We start from the raw sequence: 21,175 nt of genomic DNA on the forward strand, positions 1-21,175 counted from the left end.
GGGCCGGTTCAGCCAAGTCGGGACCGGAAGAGTTCGAGGGTCCGGGCCCAGGCGCTGGCCGCCGCACGCTGGTCGAAGACCTCCGGCCGGTCGTCGTTGAAGAACGCGTGCCGGGTACCCGGGTAGTCGTGGGTGACGCAGTCGCCGCCGGCCGCCTCGATCGCCGCGCGGGCCGCCTTGACCCCGTCCGCCGCCGAGGTGCCGTCCTCCTCGGAGCAGTGGATGACGGCGGCCTTGCCGGCGTAGTCCGACCACTCGGGACGCATCCGCTCCCAGGGCAGTACCGGGTAGAAGCCGGCGGTCGCGACGATCCGGTCGGAGAGCGTCGCCGACCAGAGCGCCAGGCTGCCGCCGGCACAGAAGCCGACGCAGCCGACCGTGTCGCCGGTCACCTCGGGCCGCTCCACCAGGTAGTCGGCGGCACCGGCGATGTCCCGGGCGGCCTGGTCCATGGCCAGCCCCATCAGCAGCTTGCCGGCCTGGTCGGGCTCGGTGGTGGAGGCACCGTGGTAGAGGTCGGGGGCGAGCGCCACGAAACCGGCCTCGGCGAACCGGTCGGCGACCGACGTGATGTGCGGCACCAGTCCCCACCACTCCTGGATGACGATGACGGCCGGACCGGTGGCGCCGCCGGCCGGCAGCGCCAGATAGCCCTCGCTGGTCCCCCCGTTACTCCGGTAACTCACCATCTCGCCCATCGGTGGCCCTCCTGTCGGTCAGTCATCGTTGGCTGGTCGCACAGTTTTTCCGACCCAAGTCCGATGGTCGGGTCTTGCGTGCCGGGTGTGCGGGTAGCCTGCCACGCCCGACGGAGCGACGGAAGCCAACAGCGACGTGGCGTACACCTCCTGTTGCGGAGGTGTACGCCACGTCGTCGACCGCCCCCGGGGGAGCGGGGTTCGCGGTCTAGTCGGTCGGGGTGGGGGTGGGAGCCGGCCCGCGCCCCTGGACGGCGCTCGGGGTCGCGGTCGGCGCCGCACCGCCCGGGGTGGCCGACGGCCCGAACTCTCCGGGCGTGGCCGTCGGGGCGGCCGGCTCCGGGGTCGGCGGAGTCGTCGGACCGAACCGGAACGGCGCACCCTCCGGGCAGAACGGGTACGGCAGCCGCGTCGGGTCGCTGTATTCCGGCATGGTCTGGTAGCGCTCCTGCGCCTCGCTGCACCACGGGTGGCCGAGCCGGATCGGCTGGCCGTTCTGGTCGAAGAGGCGTACGCCCTCCAGCAGCCGGCCCTGGCTGTCGTAGACGTAGACGTCCTGCACCCCGGAGTATTGGTCGGTGTAGACCTGCTCGTAGGGGACGGGGTTGCCGCCACCGCCGGCCCGGCCGTCCAACTCGGCGAAGCCGGCCAGGCCGAACAGGACCAGCAGGGCGGCGGTCACGTTGAGCACCAGCCTCGGCCGCCTGCCCAGCCGCTCGGTGCGGCGGCCGAGCCAGATCGACCCGGTGACGGTCACGGCGAGCAGCAGCAGCGCGGCCAGGCCGCTACCGCCGAGCCGGGGCAGCAGCCCGAACGAGGTACCGGTCAGCACGACGGTGAACAGCATCGCGACCAGGTAGCCGCGCAGGATCCACCAGGCCGGGCGGAGCAGCCGGAGGAAGTCGCTGAGCCGGGTGTATCCAAGCACGGGGCCGAGCCGGTCGTCGGCGACCCGGATCCGCGCCCAGCCCTCGCGTACCGCCGCGCTGATCCGCTGGTCGAGGTTGGGCGTGGCGGACGGCGCGCTGACCCCGGCGGCGGTGCGCAGCTCCATCGCGTACGCCTCGGGTGGGCCGAGCCGTTCGTGCAGCGACCCGTCCGCCTCGGCGGCCACCTCGGTCAGGTGCTCGGGCAGGTCTTCGAGCAGGTCGTCGCGGACTGCGGGTGGCAGGTCGGCCAGCGCCTCGCGGACCTGCCCGACGTACCGGGCGATCTCCTGCTCGGTCACGGTCATGCCGCCATCCCCTTGTCGTCGAGCAGCGTGTCCATGGTGGTGGCGAAGGACCGCCAGATCTTGCCGGAGCGGAGGAGTTGGTCCCGCCCGGCCGGGTTGAGCGCGTAGTACTTGCGGTGTGGGCCGGACTCGCTGGGCACCACGTAGGTGGTCAGCAGGCCGGCCTGGAAGAGCCGGCGCAGCGTGCCGTAGACGGAGGCGTCGCCGATCTCGTCGAGACCGGCGGAACGGAGCCGGCGCATGATGTCGTAGCCGTAGCCGTCCTCGTCCTTCAGCACGGCCAGCACGGCGAGATCCAGCACGCCTTTGAGCAACTGGGTCGTGTCCACGTCACCGATACTACTGTTCAATGCGTAGTACCGTCAACGAGGCAGTAGCGCGGCGCGAGCGCAGCACCCGTCGACGGCCGGGCGCTGGCCTGGCGGGGCGGCGGTACGGTGTCGCCGTGCCCGCCGAGACCGACGTACTGCGCCGCCTGACCGCCGCGACCGGGGTCTACCGTGGCCGGGGCGACGGCCCGGAGAGCGGGCCGTTCGTGGCGCGGATGCTGGTCAGCGCCGGCCTCGACGGGCGTGCCGCCATTCTGGACTACGAGGCGACCAACGACAGCGACGGACTGCGGCACGTCGAGCACAGCGTGCTGGTCCTCGGTGCCGACGGTCGACTCGAACTGCACGTCGCCAGCCTCGAACTACCCGGGATGGTCCGCTTCACCCAGCGGTCGCCGGGGCACTTCACCGCGTACGAGGGGCCGTTGGTGGCCCGGATCGTGCTGGCCACGCCCCGGCCGGGGGCGATCAGCTACGCGTGGTGGTGGTCCCGCGACGAGCACGAACCCCGCGAGCAGTCCCGGGCCGACCTGTTCCGCACCGCCTGACCTCCGCCCGGCAGCGGCTCAGCCGACCCGTGGCAGGAACCGGCCGACCCGCGCGGAGTAGTCGGCGTACGCCGTACCGTGCGTCCGGCGCAGGTACGGCTCCTCGACCACCCGCACCTGCAACTGGACCGCGCCGACCAGGCAGCCGAGCGCGGCGAGTTGGACCCAGTTCGGCACCATCGCGGTCAGCCCGGCCACCATCGCCACCATCGCGGTGAAGATCGGGTTCCGGACCAGTCCGAAGATCCCCCCGGTGACCAGCGCGGTCCGCTCCTCCGGATCCACCCCGATCCGCCACGAGCCGCTCATCGCCGACTGCGCCGCCAGCACTCCGAGCCAGCCGGCCAGCGCCGCCACCAGCCCGACCGCCGCCACGGCGGGCCGGTCCAGCCAGCCGACCGGGCCGAGCAGCCCGGTGGCGGTCAGCACCGGGGCGACCAGACCGAGCAGCAGGGCGGCACCGAACAGCTCTTGCGCCCACCACTGCGTACCGCCGAACGGCACCGGTGGGCGCCGGAATCCGCTGTCCCCGGTGGCCCGACGGTGCAGCCAGGTGCGTACCCCGAACGCGGTCACCAGCCCCACCAGATAGACGACGAACGCCAGCCAGGCCATCAGGACTCCTTCCCGGAAACGGTTCCACAGTCACAGTCGTCGTCGGCGCAGCCGCTCCCGGCGACGCCGGTGGCCGGGGGCGTGCAGCCGCTCGTGGCGAGGCCGGTGGCCGGGGTCGCGCAGCAGGCGTCGCCGCGCCAGGCGGCCCGGCCCTCCCGTACCGCGACGGCGGCGATGACCAGCGCGGCGACCGGGTCGGCCCAGCCCCAGCCGAACAGCGAGTTCAGCGCCAGGCCGACCAGCAGCACCGCCGACAGGTAGGTGCAGAGCAGGGTCTGTTTCGAGTCGGCGACCGCCGTGGCCGAGCCGAGTTCCCGACCGGTACGCCGCTGCGCCAGCGACAGCACCGGCATGACCAGCAGGGAGAGCGCGGCCAACACGAGCCCGACGGTCGAGTGGTCCGGCTCGTGCGCGCCGAGCAGCGCCAGTGTCGACTCGACGGTCAGATAGCCGGCGAGCAGGAAGAACGAGCCGGCGATGACCCGCAGGGTGGGCCGCTCCCAGCGCTCGTGGTCGGGGCGGCTGAACTGCCAGGCCACCGCTGCCGCCGAGGAGACCTCGATCACCGAGTCGAGCCCGAATCCGACAAGCGCGGTCGACGAGGCGACGGTACCCGCGCCGATCGCCACCACCGCCTCGACCACGTTGTAGGCGATGGTGCCGGCGACGAGCAGGCGTACCCGCCGGACCAGCACCGCCCGGCGGGCCGGCGGAGGCCCGACCGGGCCGAGCAGGATCGGGGTGGTCATCAGCAGCAGCCCCGGTCGGCACTGTCCGGGCAGGCGGCCGGGTCGACGGCGAGTACGACGCCGAGCAGGTCGCCGAGGGCGTGCCCGAGCCGTGCGTCGGCGAGTTCGTAGCGGGTCCGGCGGCCCTCCGGCACGGCCACCACCAGGCCGCAGCCGCGCAGGCAGGCGAGGTGGTTGGAGAGGTTCTGCCGGGTCACCCCGAGCAGGTCGGCCAGCTCGGCCGGATAGCCCGGCCCGTCGCGCAGCGCCAGCAGCAGCCGGGCCCGGGTCTGGTCGGAGAGCGCGTGGCCGAACCGCGCGAGAACCTGCCCGTACGTCAACGTCGCCACGTCCACGACGATACAGCAAACGCTGAACTCAGTGAACGATGTACTGAAAAGCCGCGACGCCCTCCCGCCGTCGTCGGGCGGAAGGGCGTCGCGGAACCGCAGGGGTCGGGATCAGTGCATCGGCACCGGTACCGGCACCTCGCCGGACTCCGGCGTCGCGGCCTCGATCCGCTTGCGCGGCAGCAGCAGTGCCGGGACGACGCAGAGCACGATCAGCACCAGCGCGATCACGTACGTCTGGCCGAACGCGTCGGCCAGCGCCGACTGCCCCTGCACCAGCACCTCCGGCGGCACCTGGTCACGCGGCACCTGTCCCTGCGTCACCGCGCTGTACGCCGTGGCGGCCTGGCTCTCCAGCACCCGGTTGGTGAGGATCACGGACATCACGGCGGTACCGATCGAGCCGGCGGTCTGCTGGACGATGTTCATCATCGTGGAGCCCCGGGCGACCTGCGCGTGGGTGAGGCTGGCCATCGCCGCCGACATCATCGGCATCATGGTCATCCCCATCCCCATGCCCATCACGAACAGCCCACCGAGCAGCAGCGGGTACGAACTGCCGGCGGTGATCTGGGTGAACGGGGCGAGGCCGAGGGCGATCAGCACCATGCCGCCGAGCACCAGCTTGCCGGGACCGATCCGGTCGGTCAGCCGGCCGGCGATCGGCATGGTGAGCATCGCGCCGATGCCCTGCGGGGCGAGCAGCAGTCCGGCGTTCAGGGTGCCCTCGCCGCGCACCTGGAGGAAGTAGCTCGGCAGCAGCAGCATCGCGCCCATGAACGCCACGGTGAACAGCGTCATCGTGATGACCGAGATGGTGAGGTTGCGGTTCTTGAACAACCCGAGGTCGATCAGCGGATGGTCCTTGCGCAGCGCGTGGAAGACGAACGCGACGATCAGGCCCAGGCCGACGATCGCCGGGACCAGCACCTTGGCGGCGGCGACGGTGCCGGCCTCCGGGATGGAGGAGACGCCGTAGAGGAAGAGCGCGAGACCCGGCGAGAGCAGCAGCATGCCGAGGAAGTCGAACGACTCGGAGGGGTGCGGCTCGTCCTTGGGCAGCACCCGCAGCGCGAGGACGAAGGCGACGACGCCGATCGGCACGTTGATCAGGAAGATCCAGTGCCAGGAGACCGCCTCGATCAGCCAGCCGCCGAGGATCGGACCGCCGATCGGGCCGAGCAGCATCGGTACGCCGAGCACGGCCATCACCCGGCCGACCCGGTGCGGGCCGGCGGCGCGGGTCATGATCGTCATGCCGAGCGGCATCAGCATGCCGCCGCCGAGCCCCTGGAGAGCCCGGAAGACGATCAGTGGGCCGATGTCCCAGGCCATGCTGCACAGCACCGAACCACCGAGGAACAGCACCACGGACAGCAGGTAGAGGCGTTTGGTGCCGAACCGGTCGGCGGCCCAGCCGGTGATCGGGATCACGGTGGCCAGCGCCAACGTGTACGCCGTCATCGTCCAGGCGACGGTGGCGTAGCTGGCGTCGAAATCGCGCTGGAAGGTCGGCAGCGCGACGCTGACAACGGTGACGTCGAGGATGGACATGATGACGCCGAGCACCACCACGCCGGCGACTTTCAGGACGCCTGGATCAAGCTTGTCGCTCTCGGCGTCAGGTTGGACGGCCACGGACATGCGGCTCGCTCCTTCTCCCCGTAGATTAAGTTAGGTCGACACTAACAGTTCGTATGTAGCGAAGTATTCTGGGGCTGGTGCCCGCCTGATAGCCTCCGCTGACCCTGGAGGCGTGGCCGCCGCGTCGCGGCCAACCGTTGCCGCCGTCCCCGTGCGCTGGAGGAACCGATGAGTGGCCGTGACGATCTCATCGCCCAGATCATGGAGACGCAACGAGAGATGCAGCACCATTTCGCCAACGACCCGGCGAATCCGCTGTTCACGCTCCACCTGACGTTGCCGCAGCTCAAGACGCTGCTCCTACTCTCGGCCCACGGCAGCATCGCCGGCCAGGAACTCAGCGCGGCAATGGGTGTGAGCCTGGCCACCATGACCGGCATGGTGGACCGGCTGGTCGCGCAGGGTCTGGTCACCCGGCACGAGGACCCGCACGACCGCCGGGTACGCCGGATCGAGCTGAGCGGGCCGGGACGCGATCTGATCGACCGGTTCGTCACGGCCGGTGCGGAGAAGATGCGTCGGATTCTCGACCGGCTCTCCGACGACGACCTGCGTACCGTCGCGCACTGTCACGCGCTGCTGGTGAACGCCGTCGTCAACGATCCGGAGCCGCCCACGAGCGGCTGCGTCGGGTTCGGCGTCCCGTCGGCGTAGTCACCGACGGACGGGGAATTGTCCCGCGTGGCGTCCCGGCCGGATTTCGAGTAGCGACCACCGCTGCCGCTGAATCGGCGGCTGGCAGGGGCTCGTGGAGCTGGCGCTCAGTCAGGAAGCCTCCGAGGACCTGCTCGCCGTCGTCATCAGGGAGGCTGTCGACGACTGAGCCGACGATCCTGACCTGGCGGAAGAGCACCCGCAGCAGCAACCAGAGCGCTTGTGTCGAGGTGGCGGTCAACCTGCCCGGCGCGGTGCTGGTGCGGGACAGCAAGGATCGGGACGGTGCCACGTTGACGTTTCGTCCTGCCGGGTGGCGGGGGTTTCTTGTCGGGGTGCCCGGACGAGCCTGAACCGGAGCGACCGCCGGAGTAGACACACCCTCTCCGCGAGACTGTCGAGCTGCCCCGCCTGTGCGCCCACGCGCCCGGCCACCTCGGCGCCCCGTCTGTGCACCCAGCTCGACAGTCTGCGCGGGAGGTAGTGCGGCTCCGCCGCGCGCGGGTTCTCCCGTGGACACCGGCTACCGTCGATACTGGTCGGATGCCGCATCGCAGCCCTGACATCGACGTACCAGATCTTGCCGGCAAACTCGCGGTGGTGACCGGGGCCAACAGCGGGATAGGGTTCGGCGCCAGTTCCCGGCTCGCCCGGGCCGGTGCGGAGGTGATCCTCGCGGTACGCGACGAGGCCAGGGGCAACAAGGCACTCGCCGAGATCCGGGCCGAGGTACCCGACGCGAGAGTCAGCCTCCGGCACCTGGACCTGGCCTCGCTGGCGAGCGTCGCGGCGCTCGGCGCGCGGTTGGTCGAGGAGGGTCGGCCGGTGCACATCCTGGTCAACAACGCCGGGATCATGGCGCCGCGCCGCCGGGCGCTCACCGAGGACGGGCTCGAACTCCAGTTCGCCACCAACTATCTCGGGCACTTCGCGCTGACCGGTCACCTGCTGCCGCTGCTGCGCGCCGCCGGTGCCGCCCGGGTGGTGTCGGTCAGCAGCATGATGAGCCGGTTCGGCCGGTTCGACTTCGACAACCTCCAGGGTGAACGCCGCTACCAGGGCGTACTCGCCTACGGGCTGTCCAAGCTCGCCATGCTGGTCTTCGCCCGGGAACTCCAGCGGCGCAGTACGGCCGGCGGGTGGGGAATCCTCAGCAACGCCGCGCATCCGGGTGCCACCATCACCAACCTCCAGGTCACCGGGCCGACGCACGGCGGGCGCTCACTGCGACTCAACCGAATCCGCAACCGGCTGCTCTACCTCGTACCGTGGGTGTGGCAGGAAATCCCGGCCGGCGCCCTGCCCACGGTCTATGCCGCGACCAGCCCGGCGGCGGAAGGGGCCGGCTACTACGGCCCGGACGGCTTCGGCGAACTCCACGGCGGACCCGCCCCGGCGAGCGTTCCCGCCCGAGCCCTGGACGAGGCGGACGCGGCCCGGTTCTGGGAGGTGTCGGAGCGGCTCAGCGGGGTGACCTATCCGGATCCGCGATCGGCCGACTGAGCCGAGGATCGAGCGGCGGGAGAGCAGGAGGAGACGATGGCCCCATCGGTACGACTGCGCCCGGTCCGCGAGCCCGACCTGGCGATGTTCCGGCGACCCGTCCCCGTGGTGAGGATCCCGGACGCGTGGCGACCGGCGGTGTTGCTAAGCTGCGCCCCATGAACTTCTTCTTCCTCGCCTGACGCGACCGCTGGCGGGTTGCGGACAACCCCTCGCCAGCGATGCGGGGCGGCGACGCGTCGCCCCGAGTCGCGACGTGGGAGAAGATCGGATGATCTTTCGGTTGCCGGTGCGTACGCGCGCCGGGGCCACACCGCGTCCTGGCACCGTCGTCGCGTCGTGACGGCCGCGCGCCTGCTGGCGCGTACGGTGCGGGGCATCGAGCCGGTGGTGGCCGACGAGATTGCAACACTGGGACTGGGTCGGATCGGTGGTGTCGGGCACCGCGAGGTGTGGTTCGATGCCGACGATCCCGGCCCGGAGATATTGGAGCTGCGCTGCGCCGACGACGTGTTCCTGGTCGGCACGGTGGTGTACGGGATCGGCCGGGGTCGGGCCGACCTGCGGATGCTGGGCAAGGCCGCCACGGCACTGCCGCTGTCGGAACTGCTGGCCGGGTGGCGCCGCTGCGGTGGTGACCGCCCGATCTCCGGTGTCGACGTGTCGGCGTCGTTCCTCGGGCGGCGCAACTACACCCGGTACGACCTGGAGGACGTGGTCGGCGAGCCGCTCGCCGCCGCGCTCGGGTTGCCGTACCACAGTCGGCGGGACGGGGTGGCGCCACCGCCGGGTGGACTGTCCTGGCGGGTCACCGTCGTCGACGACCGGGCCCTGGTGGCGTTACGGATCGCCGACCGGCCGCTGCACCGCCGGGCGTACCGTCGGATGTCCCGGCCGGGCAGCCTGCACCCGCCGGTGGCCGCCGCGCTGGTCCGGCTCGCCGGGCCGCGCGACCGCGATCTGCTCCTCGACCCGTGCTGCGGGGCCGGGACGATCCCCATGGAGGCGGCCTCCGGTCGCACACTGTCCATCGTGGGCAGTGACATCGACCGGCGGGTGGTGGCGATCGCCGCCGACAACGGCGGGGACACCCCGATCGACTGGCTGGTGGCGGATGCCGGCCGGATTCCGCTGCCTGACGGGATGGTCGACCTGGTGGTCACCAACCCGCCGTGGAACCGGCAGGTGCCGTTCGCCGGGATCCTGCGTCAGCGGCGGTACCGGTTCTGGGTGGAACTGCGCCGGGTGTTGCGGCCGGGTGGCCGGGCGGTGCTGCTCGTCTCCGATGTGGACGGTCAGGTGCCCGATGCTGCGGCGGCCGGACTGACGGTGCGGGGGCGCCACCCGATCAGCCTCTCGGGCAGCCACCCGGAGATCGTCGTCCTGCGGGCGCGATAGCCGGCTGCCGGCGTGGCGGTTCCGATGGCCGGATTCGCCACGCCGGCAGTGCCAGAGACGACGCCGGCAGTGCCAGAGACGACGCGGGCAGTGCCAGAGACGATGCCGGCAACATCAGAGCAGACGCCGTGCTGCGCCAGAGATCAGGCCGGCAGGGTCAGAGGTACAGCTTCCGAAGCTCTCGGGCGATGTCGCCGACCTCGGTCGTCGCGCCGCTCGCCACCGACATCACCAGAGCTTCGGCCTGGTCCACGTCGACGTCCCGCAACGGTACGTCGTTGAGCGCGAGGAAGATCCGGGCGCCGGCCCAGGCGAGCCGCTTGTTCCCGTCGATGAGCGCGTGGTTCATGCAGATCGAGTGCAGCAGCGCGGCGGCCTTCGCCCACAGGTCCGGGTACGCCTCCTGCCCGAACGCCACCGTGGCCGGGCGGACCACCGCCGACGAGAGCAGACCCGGGTCACGCACCTGCGGCGGCTCGGCCAGCACGACCGAGGCGATCTCCATCAGGTCGTCGACGTCGAGGTAGACGATCACTCCGCCAGCCGCCGCAGCAACTCGGCATCGCGCTCGGCGACGTCCCGGGCGAGATCCCGCACCCGGGCGCGGCGGTGGTGCGCCGAGACGTACTCCTCCAGCGCCACCACGATGGTGGCGTTCATCGAGCGGTGCTCCTGCTCGGCGAGCTGCTTGAGCCGCTCGTGCAGTTCGTCCGGAAGATTGACCGTGGTGACCATATGGAAATCATACCGGCGCCGTGCAGCGCAAACGGCTAACCCGAGGCGCCCACGAGGCTGTAGGCGATGCCGTCGAGGATGTCGCGTTCGCTGGCGATCACCGAGGTCATCCCGGCCCGCTCCATGATGATCTTCAGCACCAGGGCACCGGCACCGATCACGTCGGCCCGACCCGGATGCATCACCGGGATGGTCAGCCGCTCGGCGGACGACCGGGCCAACAGGTCGCCGGTCACCTTGACCACGTCGGCGTACGGGATGCGGGCGTGGTGGATCCGCTCGGGGCGGTACTCCGGCAGGCCCAGTGCGATCCCGGCGACCGTGGTCACCGAGCCGGCCAGCCCGATCAGGGTGGCCGCCTCCCGTCCCGGCACCATCGACAGCGCCCGGTCCACCACCGCCGTGATGTCCGCCTCGGCCGCCGCCAACTGGTCCGGCGTCGGCGGGTCGCCGTGCAGGTGCCGTTCCGTCATCCGGACACAGCCGATGTCCATCGACACCGCCGCGTCCACCGTCGCCGCACCGCCGCCGGCCGGCTGCCCGCCGACCACGAACTCGGTCGACCCGCCGCCGATGTCGACCACCAGGTACGGCGCCCGGACGTCCGCGCCCAGCCCGCGTACGGCACCTGTGAAGGAGAGCCGGGCCTCCTCGTCGCCGGTCACCACCTCCGGCTCGACGCCGAGCGTGTCCACCACCATCGACCGGAACTCGCCCGCGTTGGAGGCGTCCCGGGAGGCGGAGGTGGCACACATGCGTACCCGGGCCACGCCCAGCGACTCGATCGAGGTCGCGTACCTCACCAGGGCCAGCCGGGTCCGCTCCAGCGCCTCCGGCGCCAGCCGGCCGGTCCGGTCGAGGTCCTGGCCGAGCCGGACGATCTCCATCCGCCGGACCACCTCGACCAGCTCGGCCTCCGGCCCGGCGGACGGATCCGGCAGGTCGGCCACGAGCAGCCGGATCGAGTTCGTGCCGCAGTCGATCGCGGCCACCCGGTTCGTCACGATCTTCACCCTACGTCGTCGGAGTGGTCGCCATACGCCGTCGGACTCGGCGCGGGCGCGGAAGTTACCCAGCGTCGGGGCGGCCCCGGAAGCAGCTCAGAGCCGGAGCAGCATCCGGATGTTGCCGAGGGTGTTCGGCTTGACCCGTTCCAGGCCGAGGAACTCGGCGACACCCTCGTCGTACGAGCGGAGCAACTGTTCGAAGACCGGCTGCGGCACCGGCGCCCCGTCGATCTCGACGAAGCCGAAGGCGGCGAAGAACCGGGTCTCGAAGGTGAGTACGAAGACCCGGGCGACGCCCAGCTCGCGCGCGGTGGTCAGCAGCTCCGCCACGATCCGCTGACCGATCTTGCGACCCCGGTGCGCCGGGTGTACGGCCACGGTCCGGATCTCGGCCAGGTCCTCCCACATCACGTGCAGGGCACCGCAGCCGACCACCGTGCCGTCGGCCGGGTCGACCGCGACCCAGAACTCCTGGACGTCCTCGTAGAGCGTGACGGTGGCCTTGCTGAGCAGCCGCCGCTCCGGGCTGTAGGTGTCGATCAGGTCCCGGATGCCGCGTACGTCTGCGGTCCGGGCCCGCCGGATCACCAACTCGCCCGGCACCGGCGCCGGCACGTCGTCGGGGGCCGGCACGTCGTCGCCGGTCACGGAGCCGGCTCCCCCGACCTGGCTGACTCGACCGGCTCGCCCGACGTGGCCGAGGAGGCCGGCTCGCCTGACCTGGCTGACTCGACCGGCTCGACGCACGGGCCGTCGGCCCACCACTGTTCGAGCAGTTCGAGCACCTCGTCGCCGAACGGGTTGACGCCGGGGCCGGCGGCCAGCGCGTGCCCGAGGTGCACGTGCAGGCACTTCACCCGGCCCGGCATCCCGCCGGCCGAGATCCCGTCGATCTCCGGTACGGTGCCGATCGCCTCTCGCCGGGCCAGGTAGTCCCGGTGCGCCGCGAGATAGTGCTCGGCAAGCTCCGGATCGGTGGCCAGCCGCTCCTGCATCTCGCGCATCACCCCGGCGGACTCCAGCCGGCTGCACCCGCCGACCGCCCGGGGACAGGTGAGGTAGAACAGCGTCGGGAACGGTGTGCCGTCCGCGAGCCGTGGGGTGGTCTCCACCACGTCGGGCCGGCCGCACGGGCAACGGTGCGCCACCGCCCGGGTGCCGCGCGGAGTCCGGCCGAGCTGGGCCGCGACCGCCGCCAGGTCCGCCTCGGTGGCCGGCTCCCGCACCGGTGCCGGCACGCCGGCCGCCGCCGGCTCCGCACCTGCACGATCACCCGCAGCGGGTACGCCGACCGCGTCGGAACGGCTCACCGGGCGGCCCGATCCGGCTCGTTGGCCGCCTGCACGCTGGACCAGAGGGTGTCGTACCAGGGCACCGGGGCCCGTTCGGCGGCGCTGGGGTCGACTCCGGCGTCCCGCGCCGCGCCCTTCTGGTCGGTGAGCACCACCAGCGGCGCCTCGCCGGGCAACACCATGTAGAACCGCTCCCTCGCCTGGATCTTCACGTATTCGGGGTCGTCCCAGAGCGCCGCCTCCTCGGTCAGGTCACCGATGAGTTCCCGCTGCGCCTGCTGGGCCGCCTCGATCCGGGCGATGTCGGACTGCTGGTTGAGATAGACCCGGACCGGATAGGTGTACGCCAGCGCCAACGCGATCAGCACCCCGACGAGTACGGTCACCCGGCCGGTGTAGCGCCGGGGGTGCTGGGCGTACGTCCGCTTGACCGTCCGGGCGGCGACGGTCCGGCGGGCCGCCGCGGGCCGACTGCCCGACCGGGCCCCGTCGGCGCCCCGCCCGATGCCGGACGCCCGGGTCGCACCGGTCGTCCGGGAAGCTCCGGAGGAGCGGGCCTGGCCCTGCCGTGGCTCGGCCCGGGACCCGGAGTCCCGACCCGAGGTCCGGCCGGTCCGGGACGTCCCGGCCCGGCCACCACGGTCCGGCCGTCGAGCCGGGCCCTGCCCGCTCGGCGTACGGCGTTGCGTCATCGCCGTCGCACCCCTCCCCCGAAGGCTGACCCGTCAGTTCGAACGGTAACGCGGGAACGCGCTGGTACCCGCGTACCGCGCCGCGTCGGCCAGCTCCTCCTCGATCCGCAGGAGCTGGTTGTACTTCGCCACCCGGTCGGAGCGGGCCGGCGCACCGGTCTTGATCTGGCCGCAGCCGGTGGCCACCGCCAGGTCGGCGATGGTGGTGTCCTCGGTCTCGCCGGAACGGTGGCTCATCATGCACTTGAAGCCGGCCCGGTGTGCCATGTCGACCGCCTCGAAGGTCTCGGTCAGCGAACCGATCTGGTTCACCTTCACGAGTACGGCGTTCGCGGTCTGCTCCGCGATGCCCCGGGCGATCCGCTGCGGGTTGGTGACGAACAGGTCGTCGCCGACGATCTGGACCCGGTCGCCGACCGAGGCGGTCAGCCCGGCCCAGCCGGACCAGTCGTCCTCGGAGAGCGGGTCCTCGATGGAGACGATCGGGTAGTCGTCGGCCAGCTTGTGGTAGTAGGCGGTCATCTCGTCCGCCGTCTTGGTGCCGCCCTCGAAGGTGTAGACCCCGTCGTCGAAGAACTCGGTCGCGGCCACGTCCAGCGCGAAGACGATGTCGGTGCCGAGCCGGTAGCCGGCCTTCTCGACCGCCTCGGCGATCAGGTCCAGCGCGGTGGAGTTGGTCGGCAGGTCGGGAGCGAAGCCGCCCTCGTCGCCGAGGCCGGTGCTCAGGCCCTTCTTCTTCAGCACCGACTTGAGCGCGTGGTAGACCTCGGCGCCGGAGCGCAGCGCCTCGCGGAACGAGGGCGCGCCGATCGGGGCGATCATGAACTCCTGCACGTCGACGTTGGAGTCGGCGTGCGCGCCACCGTTGAGAATGTTCATCATCGGCACCGGCAGCAGGTGCGCGTGCGGGCCGCCCAGGTAGCGGAAGAGGCTCAGCTCCGCGCTGGACGCCGCCGCCTTGGCCACCGCCAGCGAGACCCCGAGGATGGCGTTGGCGCCCAGCTCCGACTTGTCGTCGGTGCCGTCGATGTCCAGCATCTTCTGGTCGATCAGCCGCTGCTCGCTGGCCTCGTAGCCGACGAGCTGGTCGACGATCCGGTCCTCGATGTTGGCGACCGCCTTCTCGACACCCTTGCCGTTGTAGCGGTCCTTGTCGCCGTCGCGCAGCTCGATCGCCTCGAAGGCTCCGGTGGAGGCGCCGGACGGCACCGCGGCACGGGCGACCGTACCGTCGTCCAGCCCGATCTCGACCTCGACGGTCGGGTTGCCGCGCGAGTCGAGAATCTCCCGGGCGACGATTCCCTCGATGGTGGCCACTGTCCTGCTCCTCAGAGTGTGAAGTCGATCCATCGGATAGCCGATGGCGGTCCGTCCCCGTCGCGACGGTGCGGCGCAGGCTCCCGCACGGCAGCCTATCGGGCGGGCCCGGGGCTCCGGGCGCTACCTCCGGGCGGCACCTCCGGGCAAGGCGCCCGACCGTCCGGCTATCCGACATTTGCGGATCACTTTCACAGTACGTGGGAACCGGTTTGCGCGCGCTTGACCCGATCGTGAAGGCTGTGGGCCATGCCGGCTGTGTCGATCTCACTCCGGGTACTCGCGGGGGCGATCATTTCCGTACTGACGATCTCCGGGTGCCAGACCCTCGACGACGCCGGCCGGGTGATCGGCCGGGCCGATCTGGTCAACGACCTCGCCGCCCGGCTCGACCGGTCCAACGAGCTGACCTACTCGGCCGACTACCAGCTTCCGGGCGGGCAGAACGCGTCGATCTCGCAGACCCAGGACCCGCTGCGGGCGGCGTACACCTATCCGGGCGGGAAGTTGACGGTCACCGCCGACGCCACCACGGCCTGCGACACCAGCACGAAGAAACCCACCTGCACGCTCACCGCGCCACCGGCGGCGAACGCCAAGCCGTCGGTCACCATCTTCACCGAGGTCAACAAGCGCGGCCTGGTCACCCCGCCGGTGGTGATCGGCCTGCTCACCGCCGCCGCGCTGGACCCGGACGCGGCGATCCGGCAGTACGACACCACCGTCGCCGGCCGGCACGCCACCTGCGTGGAGGTCAACCAGCTCAGCGACGCGCCCGCGGTCAACTTCGACGCCTGCATCACCAGCGAGGGCGCCCTCGGCAGCTTCACCGGCACCCTCGACGGCACCGAACTGGAGATGGCGCTGAGCCGCTACCGCGACGCGGTCGAGAGCAGCGCCTTCGACCTGCCGGCCGGCGCCGGGCTGGTCGACCGGCGCGCCGCAGAGGGCCAGCCTCCCGCCTGACGGCCCGACAGCCGGTCCCGGAGCCACGGCGCCCGATCCCGGAACCCGGGGCCGGCGCCGGCTGGACGGACTCGGAGGGCTCCTCGTGGCCGTACGGTCGGCACGGCCGAGGCTTCCGCTACGCCAGGTCGTACTCGTCGTCGAGGCCGAGCAGGGCCGGCAGGTGACGCGGCGCCGGGGAGCCGTGCGCCAGCATCGCGTCGTGCCACTGGCGTACCGGCACCCCGTCCGGCCGGCGCGCGGCGATCTCCGCGACCTGGTGGTAGCCGACGAAGTAGGTGGAGAGCTGGGTCGAGGTGAGCAGGGCCCGGCGCCACTTTCCGGCCGCCTCGCCCTCCTCCTGGAAACCCCGCCCGGTCATCAGGGCGAGCCCGTCGGCCTCGGACAGCTCCTCGCAGTGCGTCAACTGGTCGAGGATCGCGTTGATGGTCATCCGGAGCTGCATCTTGAGCTGCTGCAACCGCACCGCCAGGCCGCCGTACCCGCGCTGCGCCATCGCCTGCTCGGCGTAGACCGCCCAGCCCTCGATGAACGGTCCGGAGTGGCCGAGCGCGCGGGCCCGGCTGCTGCCCCGGTAGCGCCGGGCGTGCGCCAACTGGAGGAAGTGCCCCGGCACCGCCTCGTGCACCGTGAGGTTGCGGATCATGTGGTCGTTGTATTCCCGGAAGAACGACTCGACCCGGGTCGCCGACCAGTCGGCCGGGGTCGGCGCGATGCAGTAGTACGTCGGCACGGCGGCGAACTCCAGCGGCCCCGGCGCGTCGCAGTACGCCACCGCGACGCCTCGGTCGTGCTCGGGCATCTCCCTGATCACGCAGGCGTCGTCCACCAGCGACACCAGGTCGGCGTCGGCGACGAAGTCGAGTACCTCGTCCAGGGTGGCCCGGGCCAGCGGCACCACCGAGGAGTTGTCCGGGTGCTCGTCGGCGAGCAGGGCCAGCGCCTGGCGTACCGTCTCGTCGGAGGCCGGACCACCGACCAGCTCGACCGCCGCCGCCCGGATCTCCTCGGTCACCCGGTCCAGGTTCGCCCAGGCCGATTCCAGCACCTGCCGGGCGCCGAGTTCGGTGTCCAGGGTGTGCCAGAGCCGCGCCTCCCAGAGTCGCCGGCCCAGCCGTGGATCGCGGCCCGGCCCGGAGTCGTCGCGCAGGCCGGCCCGGAGCCGTTCGGCGAACCCGGTCAGCTCCCGGATCGCCGCCTTGGCAACCGGCTCGACGGTGTCCCGCAACCCGGGTGCCTCGGCCAGCAGAACCGGTACCTGCGTCCGGACCAGGGTCGCGGCACCCTCGAACTGCCCGACGGCGGTCTCGGCGTGCACCCGGGGCACGTCGCCGAGCACGGCCCGGGCGGTCGCCAACGCGTCCGGTACGGCGGCCAGCCGCCCGGCGAGGCTGGCCAGCCGTACCTCCGCCGGGGCGAACGGCCGGGCCAGCAGCGCGTGCAGCAGCGGCGCCGGGTTGTGCACCAGCGGGTTCCACTCGTGCGCCCGCACCTCGGTCAGTTCGAAGATGCCCCGGTCGACAAGCGCGGTGAGGACGGCGTGGTCGACCCGTTCGGGTGTCGCCAACTCCTCGGCGTCCACCTCGGAGAGTGCGTGCGCGGCGTCCCGCAGCATCGCCACCCGGCCGGCCACCGCGCCCGCCGAGCGGTCCGGCAACTGGTCGTCGAAACCGTGCTCGCCGACCGACGAGGCCAGCTCGGGGTCGCTCGCCAGCAGCGCGTCGACGATCCGTTCGGCGAGTGGGACGAATGGTGGCATGGGGCAAACCTAGACGATCAGTTCCGATCCGTCGGCCGGCACATCGGCTCGAACCACCGACCGAACCGGCGGCGCGGCACACTATGGCCCTGTCATCGGCCACTTGTTTGGCCCTGTGATCCGGACCAATAGCGCCCTAGCGTCGGTCCGGTGAACGTCTCGAACCCGGTCGCGGTGCTGCTCTGCCTCGGCGGGATGGTGCTGGTCGGCAGCTCCGTCTCGATCAGCCAACTCGTCCTCGACTATCCGCACCTCACCGGGCAGGCGGCCCGGTACGCGCTGGCCGCCGCCGTACTCTTCGCGCTGGTCCGGCGCTTCCCCGGACTGCTGGCCGGCGGCACGCCCCCACCCGGCCGACCGAACCGGCGCGAGTTGGTGATGCTGACCGCACTCGCGCTCACCGGGATGGCCGGGTTCAACGCCTGCATCCTGGTCGCGCTGCCGCACGCCGACGCGGCCGTGGTCGGGACCTTCATCGGCGCCGCGCCGCTCGGACTCGCCCTGCTCGGTCCGCTCACCGGTGGACGCCGTCCGGCGGTCCGGCTGGTCGCGGCGGCCGGAATCGTCGTCGCCGGAACCGCGCTGGTGCAGGGCAGCGGCCGGGCCGACGCGATCGGGATCGTCGCCTCGCTCGGGGCGTTCGGCGGCGAGATCGCCTTCTCGCTGCTGGCCGCCGCCGTACTCCCCCGGCTCGGGCCGGTACGCGTCGCGGCGTGGAGTTGCGCGCTGGCCGTACCGCTGCTGCTGGTGGCGGCGATCCCGGCCGGTGAACTGGGCCGACTGCGGCTGCCCACCGGCACCGAGACCGCCGCGTTCGGCTATCTGGCGGCGATGATGACCGTGGTCGCCTTCCTCGCCTGGTTCACCGGACTGCGCAAACTCGGCGTGGAGCGGGCCGGCGTACTCGTCGGGGTGATGCCGATCGCCACCCTGCTCACGGCGGCGGTCCAGGCCGGCCGGCTGCCGGACCCCGGGCAGACCGCCGGAGTACTGGTGGCGGCGGTCGGCATCGCGGTCGGCCTCGGCGCCGGCCGTCGTCGGGACCGCGCCCCGGCCGGGGACGCCCCCGCTGCCCGGACCGGACAGCGGGAGCCACCGGGCCGGATCGGCGGCGGTGCCGGTGGCGGCGGTGGCGGTGGCGGCGGTGACGGTGACGGCGGTGGCGACGGTCCCCGCCCCGGTGCCGGCATTGTGCCGCGCAGGGCTGGTCACCGACCGTAGCGTGGATCGGGTGACGGACGCGTACCTCACCCGCCGACTGCTGCTCGCCGGCCTCGGCTCGGCCGCGGTCGCGGCGGGTACCACCGGCTGCGGTTCGAGCCGGACCCCGGCCCGGCTCGCGGCCACCCCGTCCCGGCCGGCCGGACCGGCCCGGCGCGACGAGGCCGCGCTGCGCCGCAGGATCGCCAGCCTGCTGGTGGTCGGGTTCCGGGGTCAGCAGGCCGCCGAGGCGGACTGGGTCGTTCAGGCGATCCGGGACGGGCTCGGCGGCGTCATCCTCTTCGACCGCGACCTGAAGACCGACGCCGTACGCAACATCAGCTCGCCGGGCCAGGTCACCGCACTGGTGAAGGCGCTGAAGCAGGCGTCGCCCGGCCGGCTGCTCGTCTCGATCGACCAGGAGGGTGGCCGGGTCGCCCGACTCAACCCCGAGAACGGGTTCCCGGCCACGAAGTCCGAGGCCGAGATCGGCCGGGCGGACTCAGTCCCGACCACCCGCGCCTGGGCGGAGGGCCTGGTGCACAGCCTCACCTCGATCGGCGTCAACCTCAACTACGCACCGGTCGTCGACCTCGACGTACGACCGGACAGTCCCGCCGTCGGCAAGCTCGAACGCAGCTTCTCCGCCAACCCGGACGTGGTGGTCCGGAACGCGGCCGAGGAGGTCCGGGTGCACCGGGTCGCCGGGGTCCGCACCTCGCTCAAGCACTTCCCCGGGCTCGGCAGCGCCACCGGCAACACCGACTTCACCGCCGTCGACGTCACCGACACCTGGCGGGAAACCGAACTCGAACCGTTCCAGAAGCTGATCGCCAAGGGCACGGCCGATTCGATACTGGTCGGCCACGTACTCAACCGGAAGCTCGACCCGGACCGGCCGGCCTCGCTCTCCCGGGCGGTCGTCACCGACCTGCTGCGCGGTCGGCTCGGCTGGCGGGGCCCGGTGGTCAGCGACGACATGCAGGCGGTGGCGGTCACCAGCCGGTTCGGCCGGGACGAGGCGGTGGCGCTGGCCCTGGAGGCCGGCGTCGACCTGCTGGTCTTCGGCAACCAGCAGGAGTACGACCAGAACGTCGTCAGCCGGACCGTCGACAGCGTCGTCCGGCTGGTCCGCTCCGGTCGGCTCACCGAACAGCGGATCGACCAGTCGGTCGCCCGCGTCGACAGCCTCCGGCCGAAGCGCTGACCCAGCCGGCGTCGAGCTGGTCGCGCAGCCGGCACAGTGGCGGCCAGGCGTTGGCCAGCAACTGCCGGAAGTGCGCCGGAAACCACTCGCGGAGCGGCCGGCGATGCGGCTGTTCCGGGCCGACCGGATCGACGCCATGGTCGAACTCGACGAGCCGGCCCGGCAGCGCCCCGGTCTCGTACGACGAACCGCGCGGTCGGCGAGGTCATCGACCCGCGTCGGGGTGGAAGAGCGCCGGAGCCGTACGTCGTCCTCAGGACGGCGGCGTGGAATCCCGCTCGGCGGCGCGGACCGTGGCCGCGTAGTCCAGCGTCGCCCGCCGGAGCGCTGCCTCGGCGTCCAGCCCCGCCACCCGGGCCCGGGCCACCGTCGCCAGCAGGCCGGCACCCAGCCGGGTCGACTCGTCCGACCCGGCCGGCGGCTCCGGCGGCGGCAGGTCGAGCCCGGACCGGGCGACCCGCTGGAGCACCTTCGCCGCCAGCGCCAGCGCCGGCTGGGAGAGCGCGACCCCGTCGAGTACCGAGACCCGGGGCTTCTCCTCCCGCTTGATCCGCTCCCAGTTCTCGATGATCTCGTCGATGCCGCCGACCTCGGTGTCCGCGAAGACGTGCGGGTTACGCCGGACCATCTTCGCCACCAGCCCACCGGCCACGTCGTCGACCGACCAGCGCTCGTCCTCCGGCAGGTTCTCGGCCAGCCGGGCGTGCAGCACCACCTGCAACAGCACGTCCCCCAGCTCCTCGCGGAGCGCGCCGAGATCGTCCGCCACGATCGCGTCGTACGCCTCGTAACACTCTTCGAGCAGGTACTGCGCCAGTGAGGCGTGAGTCTGGGCCCGCTTCCACGGGTCGCCGCCGGGCGAGGCGAGCCGGTCCATCACCGCGACCGCGTCGAGCAGCCGGGCGCCGGGCGGATCCCAGGAGCCGTACATCAGCTCCAGCTCGGCCAGCCCTGGTTGCCGGGCCAGCCGCAGCCCCAACTCCCGGGCCAGGTCCTCGTCACCGGCCGGGCCGGCGAGCCAGATCGCCGTACCGTGAGCGGCGACCGTGGCCAGCAGGTCGGCGGTCGGAGTGGCGGTGACGCTCACCTCGGCGCCGGCCGCGCGTACCGCCGTGGCCAGCTCGCTCTCCGCGCCGGCCAGCACCGGATGGTTCCGTACGGCGTCCCAGGCCGGCGCGGTCAGCAGCCCGGCCGGCAGCCGGGGCGAGGTGACCAGCAGCACGATCCGGCCGGCCGGGCCGGGCAGGGTCTCGTTCATCGGCCGGCGGGACTGGTCGACGGCAAGGTCAACACGGACTG

Annotated in this window: 23 protein-coding genes and 1 pseudogene; 8 read left to right on the forward strand and 16 right to left on the reverse strand. The window is 72.2% G+C overall.

What is annotated here, in order from left to right; all coding sequences use genetic code 11:
* Positions 1–8 precede the first annotated feature (8 nt).
* From Pen02_RS21870 to Pen02_RS21880, 3 genes are all read right to left on the reverse strand, one after another.
* Positions 9–698, reverse strand: a complete 690-nt coding sequence (locus Pen02_RS21870; protein WP_203867953.1) for a dienelactone hydrolase family protein — start codon at positions 696–698, stop codon at positions 9–11.
* A gap of 208 nt (positions 699–906) precedes the next feature.
* Complete coding sequence (locus Pen02_RS21875) at positions 907–1,932, reverse strand: HAAS signaling domain-containing protein (RefSeq protein ID WP_203867954.1); 1,026 nt, start codon at positions 1,930–1,932, stop codon at positions 907–909.
* Positions 1,929–2,261 (reverse strand): PadR family transcriptional regulator, encoded by a 333-nt coding sequence (locus Pen02_RS21880; protein WP_203860209.1) that lies wholly within the window; start codon positions 2,259–2,261, stop codon positions 1,929–1,931. Before Pen02_RS21880 ends, Pen02_RS21875 begins: the two co-directional genes overlap by 4 nt.
* A gap of 116 nt (positions 2,262–2,377) precedes the next feature.
* Here Pen02_RS21880 and Pen02_RS21885 point away from each other — a divergent pair, with 116 nt between their 5' ends.
* Positions 2,378–2,809, forward strand: coding sequence for a hypothetical protein (locus Pen02_RS21885; protein WP_203867955.1), 432 nt, complete (start codon positions 2,378–2,380; stop codon positions 2,807–2,809).
* Positions 2,810–2,827: 18 nt separating this feature from the next.
* On the opposite strand, the gene Pen02_RS21890 is transcribed toward Pen02_RS21885, so the two are convergent.
* The 4 genes from Pen02_RS21890 to Pen02_RS21905 form a co-directional block, all read right to left on the reverse strand.
* On the reverse strand, positions 2,828–3,424 hold the full coding sequence (locus Pen02_RS21890; protein ID WP_203867956.1) for a methyltransferase family protein: 597 nt from the start codon (positions 3,422–3,424) through the stop codon (positions 2,828–2,830).
* Complete coding sequence (locus tag Pen02_RS21895) at positions 3,424–4,173, reverse strand: cation efflux transmembrane domain-containing protein (protein ID WP_203867957.1); 750 nt, start codon at positions 4,171–4,173, stop codon at positions 3,424–3,426. Before Pen02_RS21895 ends, Pen02_RS21890 begins: the two co-directional genes overlap by 1 nt.
* A complete protein-coding gene (locus tag Pen02_RS21900) occupies positions 4,173–4,508 on the reverse strand; it encodes an ArsR/SmtB family transcription factor (RefSeq protein WP_203867958.1) in 336 nt (111 codons plus the stop codon). The genes Pen02_RS21895 and Pen02_RS21900 overlap by 1 nt, the downstream gene beginning before the upstream one ends.
* 105 nt (positions 4,509–4,613) lie before the next feature.
* Positions 4,614–6,146, reverse strand: coding sequence for a DHA2 family efflux MFS transporter permease subunit (locus Pen02_RS21905; protein WP_203867959.1), 1,533 nt, complete (start codon positions 6,144–6,146; stop codon positions 4,614–4,616).
* A gap of 168 nt (positions 6,147–6,314) precedes the next feature.
* Here Pen02_RS21905 and Pen02_RS21910 point away from each other — a divergent pair, with 168 nt between their 5' ends.
* The 4 genes from Pen02_RS21910 to Pen02_RS21925 all read left to right on the forward strand — a co-directional run bounded on the left by Pen02_RS21910 (position 6,315) and on the right by Pen02_RS21925 (position 9,701).
* Complete coding sequence (locus Pen02_RS21910) at positions 6,315–6,800, forward strand: MarR family winged helix-turn-helix transcriptional regulator (RefSeq protein ID WP_203867960.1); 486 nt, start codon at positions 6,315–6,317, stop codon at positions 6,798–6,800.
* A gap of 176 nt (positions 6,801–6,976) precedes the next feature.
* Positions 6,977–7,153, forward strand: a complete 177-nt coding sequence (locus tag Pen02_RS21915) for a DUF397 domain-containing protein (protein WP_203868248.1) — start codon at positions 6,977–6,979, stop codon at positions 7,151–7,153.
* Between the two features lie 190 nt (positions 7,154–7,343).
* Positions 7,344–8,303 carry an SDR family oxidoreductase gene (locus Pen02_RS21920; RefSeq protein WP_203867961.1) on the forward strand — a complete coding sequence of 320 codons (960 nt, stop codon included), beginning with the start codon at positions 7,344–7,346 and terminating at the stop codon, positions 8,301–8,303.
* Positions 8,304–8,642: 339 nt separating this feature from the next.
* Positions 8,643–9,701 carry a methyltransferase domain-containing protein gene (locus tag Pen02_RS21925; protein WP_203867962.1) on the forward strand — a complete coding sequence of 353 codons (1,059 nt, stop codon included), beginning with the start codon at positions 8,643–8,645 and terminating at the stop codon, positions 9,699–9,701.
* A gap of 157 nt (positions 9,702–9,858) precedes the next feature.
* Here the strand turns inward: Pen02_RS21925 and Pen02_RS21930 are convergent, their stop codons facing one another.
* The 7 genes and pseudogenes from Pen02_RS21930 to eno form a co-directional block, all read right to left on the reverse strand.
* On the reverse strand, positions 9,859–10,236 hold the full coding sequence (locus Pen02_RS21930) for a type II toxin-antitoxin system death-on-curing family toxin (RefSeq protein WP_203867963.1): 378 nt from the start codon (positions 10,234–10,236) through the stop codon (positions 9,859–9,861).
* A complete protein-coding gene (locus Pen02_RS21935) occupies positions 10,233–10,436 on the reverse strand; it encodes a FitA-like ribbon-helix-helix domain-containing protein (protein ID WP_203867964.1) in 204 nt (67 codons plus the stop codon). Before Pen02_RS21935 ends, Pen02_RS21930 begins: the two co-directional genes overlap by 4 nt.
* Positions 10,437–10,471: 35 nt before the next feature.
* On the reverse strand, positions 10,472–11,428 hold the full coding sequence (locus Pen02_RS21940) for a Ppx/GppA phosphatase family protein (protein WP_203868249.1): 957 nt from the start codon (positions 11,426–11,428) through the stop codon (positions 10,472–10,474).
* A gap of 108 nt (positions 11,429–11,536) precedes the next feature.
* Positions 11,537–12,046: an amino-acid N-acetyltransferase gene (locus Pen02_RS21945; RefSeq protein ID WP_239141140.1), complete on the reverse strand. Its 510-nt coding sequence runs from the start codon at positions 12,044–12,046 to the stop codon at positions 11,537–11,539.
* Between the two features lie 137 nt (positions 12,047–12,183).
* A pseudogene (locus Pen02_RS21950) lies at positions 12,184–12,753 on the reverse strand (DUF501 domain-containing protein); the annotation flags it as partial.
* Complete coding sequence (locus Pen02_RS21955) at positions 12,750–13,427, reverse strand: FtsB family cell division protein (protein ID WP_203867966.1); 678 nt, start codon at positions 13,425–13,427, stop codon at positions 12,750–12,752. The pseudogene Pen02_RS21950 and the gene Pen02_RS21955, both read right to left, overlap by 4 nt.
* A 33-nt stretch (positions 13,428–13,460) precedes the next feature.
* Positions 13,461–14,744: a phosphopyruvate hydratase gene (gene eno / locus Pen02_RS21960; protein WP_203867967.1), complete on the reverse strand. Its 1,284-nt coding sequence runs from the start codon at positions 14,742–14,744 to the stop codon at positions 13,461–13,463.
* A 249-nt stretch (positions 14,745–14,993) separates the two neighbouring features.
* On the opposite strand from eno, the gene Pen02_RS21965 reads away from it, so the two are divergent.
* Positions 14,994–15,710, forward strand: a complete 717-nt coding sequence (locus Pen02_RS21965) for a hypothetical protein (protein WP_203867968.1) — start codon at positions 14,994–14,996, stop codon at positions 15,708–15,710.
* A gap of 118 nt (positions 15,711–15,828) precedes the next feature.
* Here Pen02_RS21965 and Pen02_RS21970 read toward each other — a convergent pair whose 3' ends face one another.
* A complete protein-coding gene (locus Pen02_RS21970) occupies positions 15,829–17,469 on the reverse strand; it encodes a DUF885 domain-containing protein (RefSeq protein ID WP_203867969.1) in 1,641 nt (546 codons plus the stop codon).
* Between the two features lie 150 nt (positions 17,470–17,619).
* Here Pen02_RS21970 and Pen02_RS21975 point away from each other — a divergent pair, with 150 nt between their 5' ends.
* Both Pen02_RS21975 and Pen02_RS21980 read left to right on the forward strand, forming a co-directional pair.
* Positions 17,620–18,690 carry a DMT family transporter gene (locus Pen02_RS21975; protein WP_203867970.1) on the forward strand — a complete coding sequence of 357 codons (1,071 nt, stop codon included), beginning with the start codon at positions 17,620–17,622 and terminating at the stop codon, positions 18,688–18,690.
* A gap of 10 nt (positions 18,691–18,700) precedes the next feature.
* The gene (locus Pen02_RS21980; protein ID WP_239141075.1) at positions 18,701–19,876 is read left to right on the forward strand and encodes a glycoside hydrolase family 3 N-terminal domain-containing protein; all 1,176 of its coding nucleotides are present in this window, start codon (positions 18,701–18,703) and stop codon (positions 19,874–19,876) included.
* 253 nt (positions 19,877–20,129) lie between these two features.
* Here Pen02_RS21980 and Pen02_RS21985 read toward each other — a convergent pair whose 3' ends face one another.
* Positions 20,130–21,134 (reverse strand): nucleoside triphosphate pyrophosphohydrolase, encoded by a 1,005-nt coding sequence (locus Pen02_RS21985; RefSeq protein WP_203867971.1) that lies wholly within the window; start codon positions 21,132–21,134, stop codon positions 20,130–20,132.
* Positions 21,135–21,175 lie beyond the last annotated feature (41 nt).

This window comes from Plantactinospora endophytica (assembly GCF_016862915.1).
Lineage (GTDB): Bacteria > Actinomycetota > Actinomycetes > Mycobacteriales > Micromonosporaceae > Plantactinospora > Plantactinospora endophytica.

Bases quoted from the DNA above. Each gene is read 5' to 3' on its own strand.
- Pen02_RS21870 (WP_203867953.1), bottom strand. From the start codon at position 698: ATGGGCGAGATGGTGAGTTACCGGAGTAACGGGGGGACCAGCGAGGGC.
- Pen02_RS21875 (WP_203867954.1), bottom strand. From the start codon at position 1,932: ATGACCGTGACCGAGCAGGAGATCGCCCGGTACGTCGGGCAGGTCCGC.
- Pen02_RS21890 (WP_203867956.1), bottom strand. From the start codon at position 3,424: ATGGCCTGGCTGGCGTTCGTCGTCTATCTGGTGGGGCTGGTGACCGCG.
- Pen02_RS21895 (WP_203867957.1), bottom strand. From the start codon at position 4,173: ATGACCACCCCGATCCTGCTCGGCCCGGTCGGGCCTCCGCCGGCCCGC.
- Pen02_RS21905 (WP_203867959.1), bottom strand. From the start codon at position 6,146: ATGTCCGTGGCCGTCCAACCTGACGCCGAGAGCGACAAGCTTGATCCA.
- Pen02_RS21910 (WP_203867960.1), top strand. From the start codon at position 6,315: ATGAGTGGCCGTGACGATCTCATCGCCCAGATCATGGAGACGCAACGA.
- Pen02_RS21920 (WP_203867961.1), top strand. From the start codon at position 7,344: ATGCCGCATCGCAGCCCTGACATCGACGTACCAGATCTTGCCGGCAAA.
- Pen02_RS21935 (WP_203867964.1), bottom strand. From the start codon at position 10,436: ATGGTCACCACGGTCAATCTTCCGGACGAACTGCACGAGCGGCTCAAG.
- Pen02_RS21955 (WP_203867966.1), bottom strand. From the start codon at position 13,427: ATGACGCAACGCCGTACGCCGAGCGGGCAGGGCCCGGCTCGACGGCCG.
- Pen02_RS21965 (WP_203867968.1), top strand. From the start codon at position 14,994: ATGCCGGCTGTGTCGATCTCACTCCGGGTACTCGCGGGGGCGATCATT.
- Pen02_RS21970 (WP_203867969.1), bottom strand. From the start codon at position 17,469: ATGCCACCATTCGTCCCACTCGCCGAACGGATCGTCGACGCGCTGCTG.
- Pen02_RS21985 (WP_203867971.1), bottom strand. From the start codon at position 21,134: ATGAACGAGACCCTGCCCGGCCCGGCCGGCCGGATCGTGCTGCTGGTC.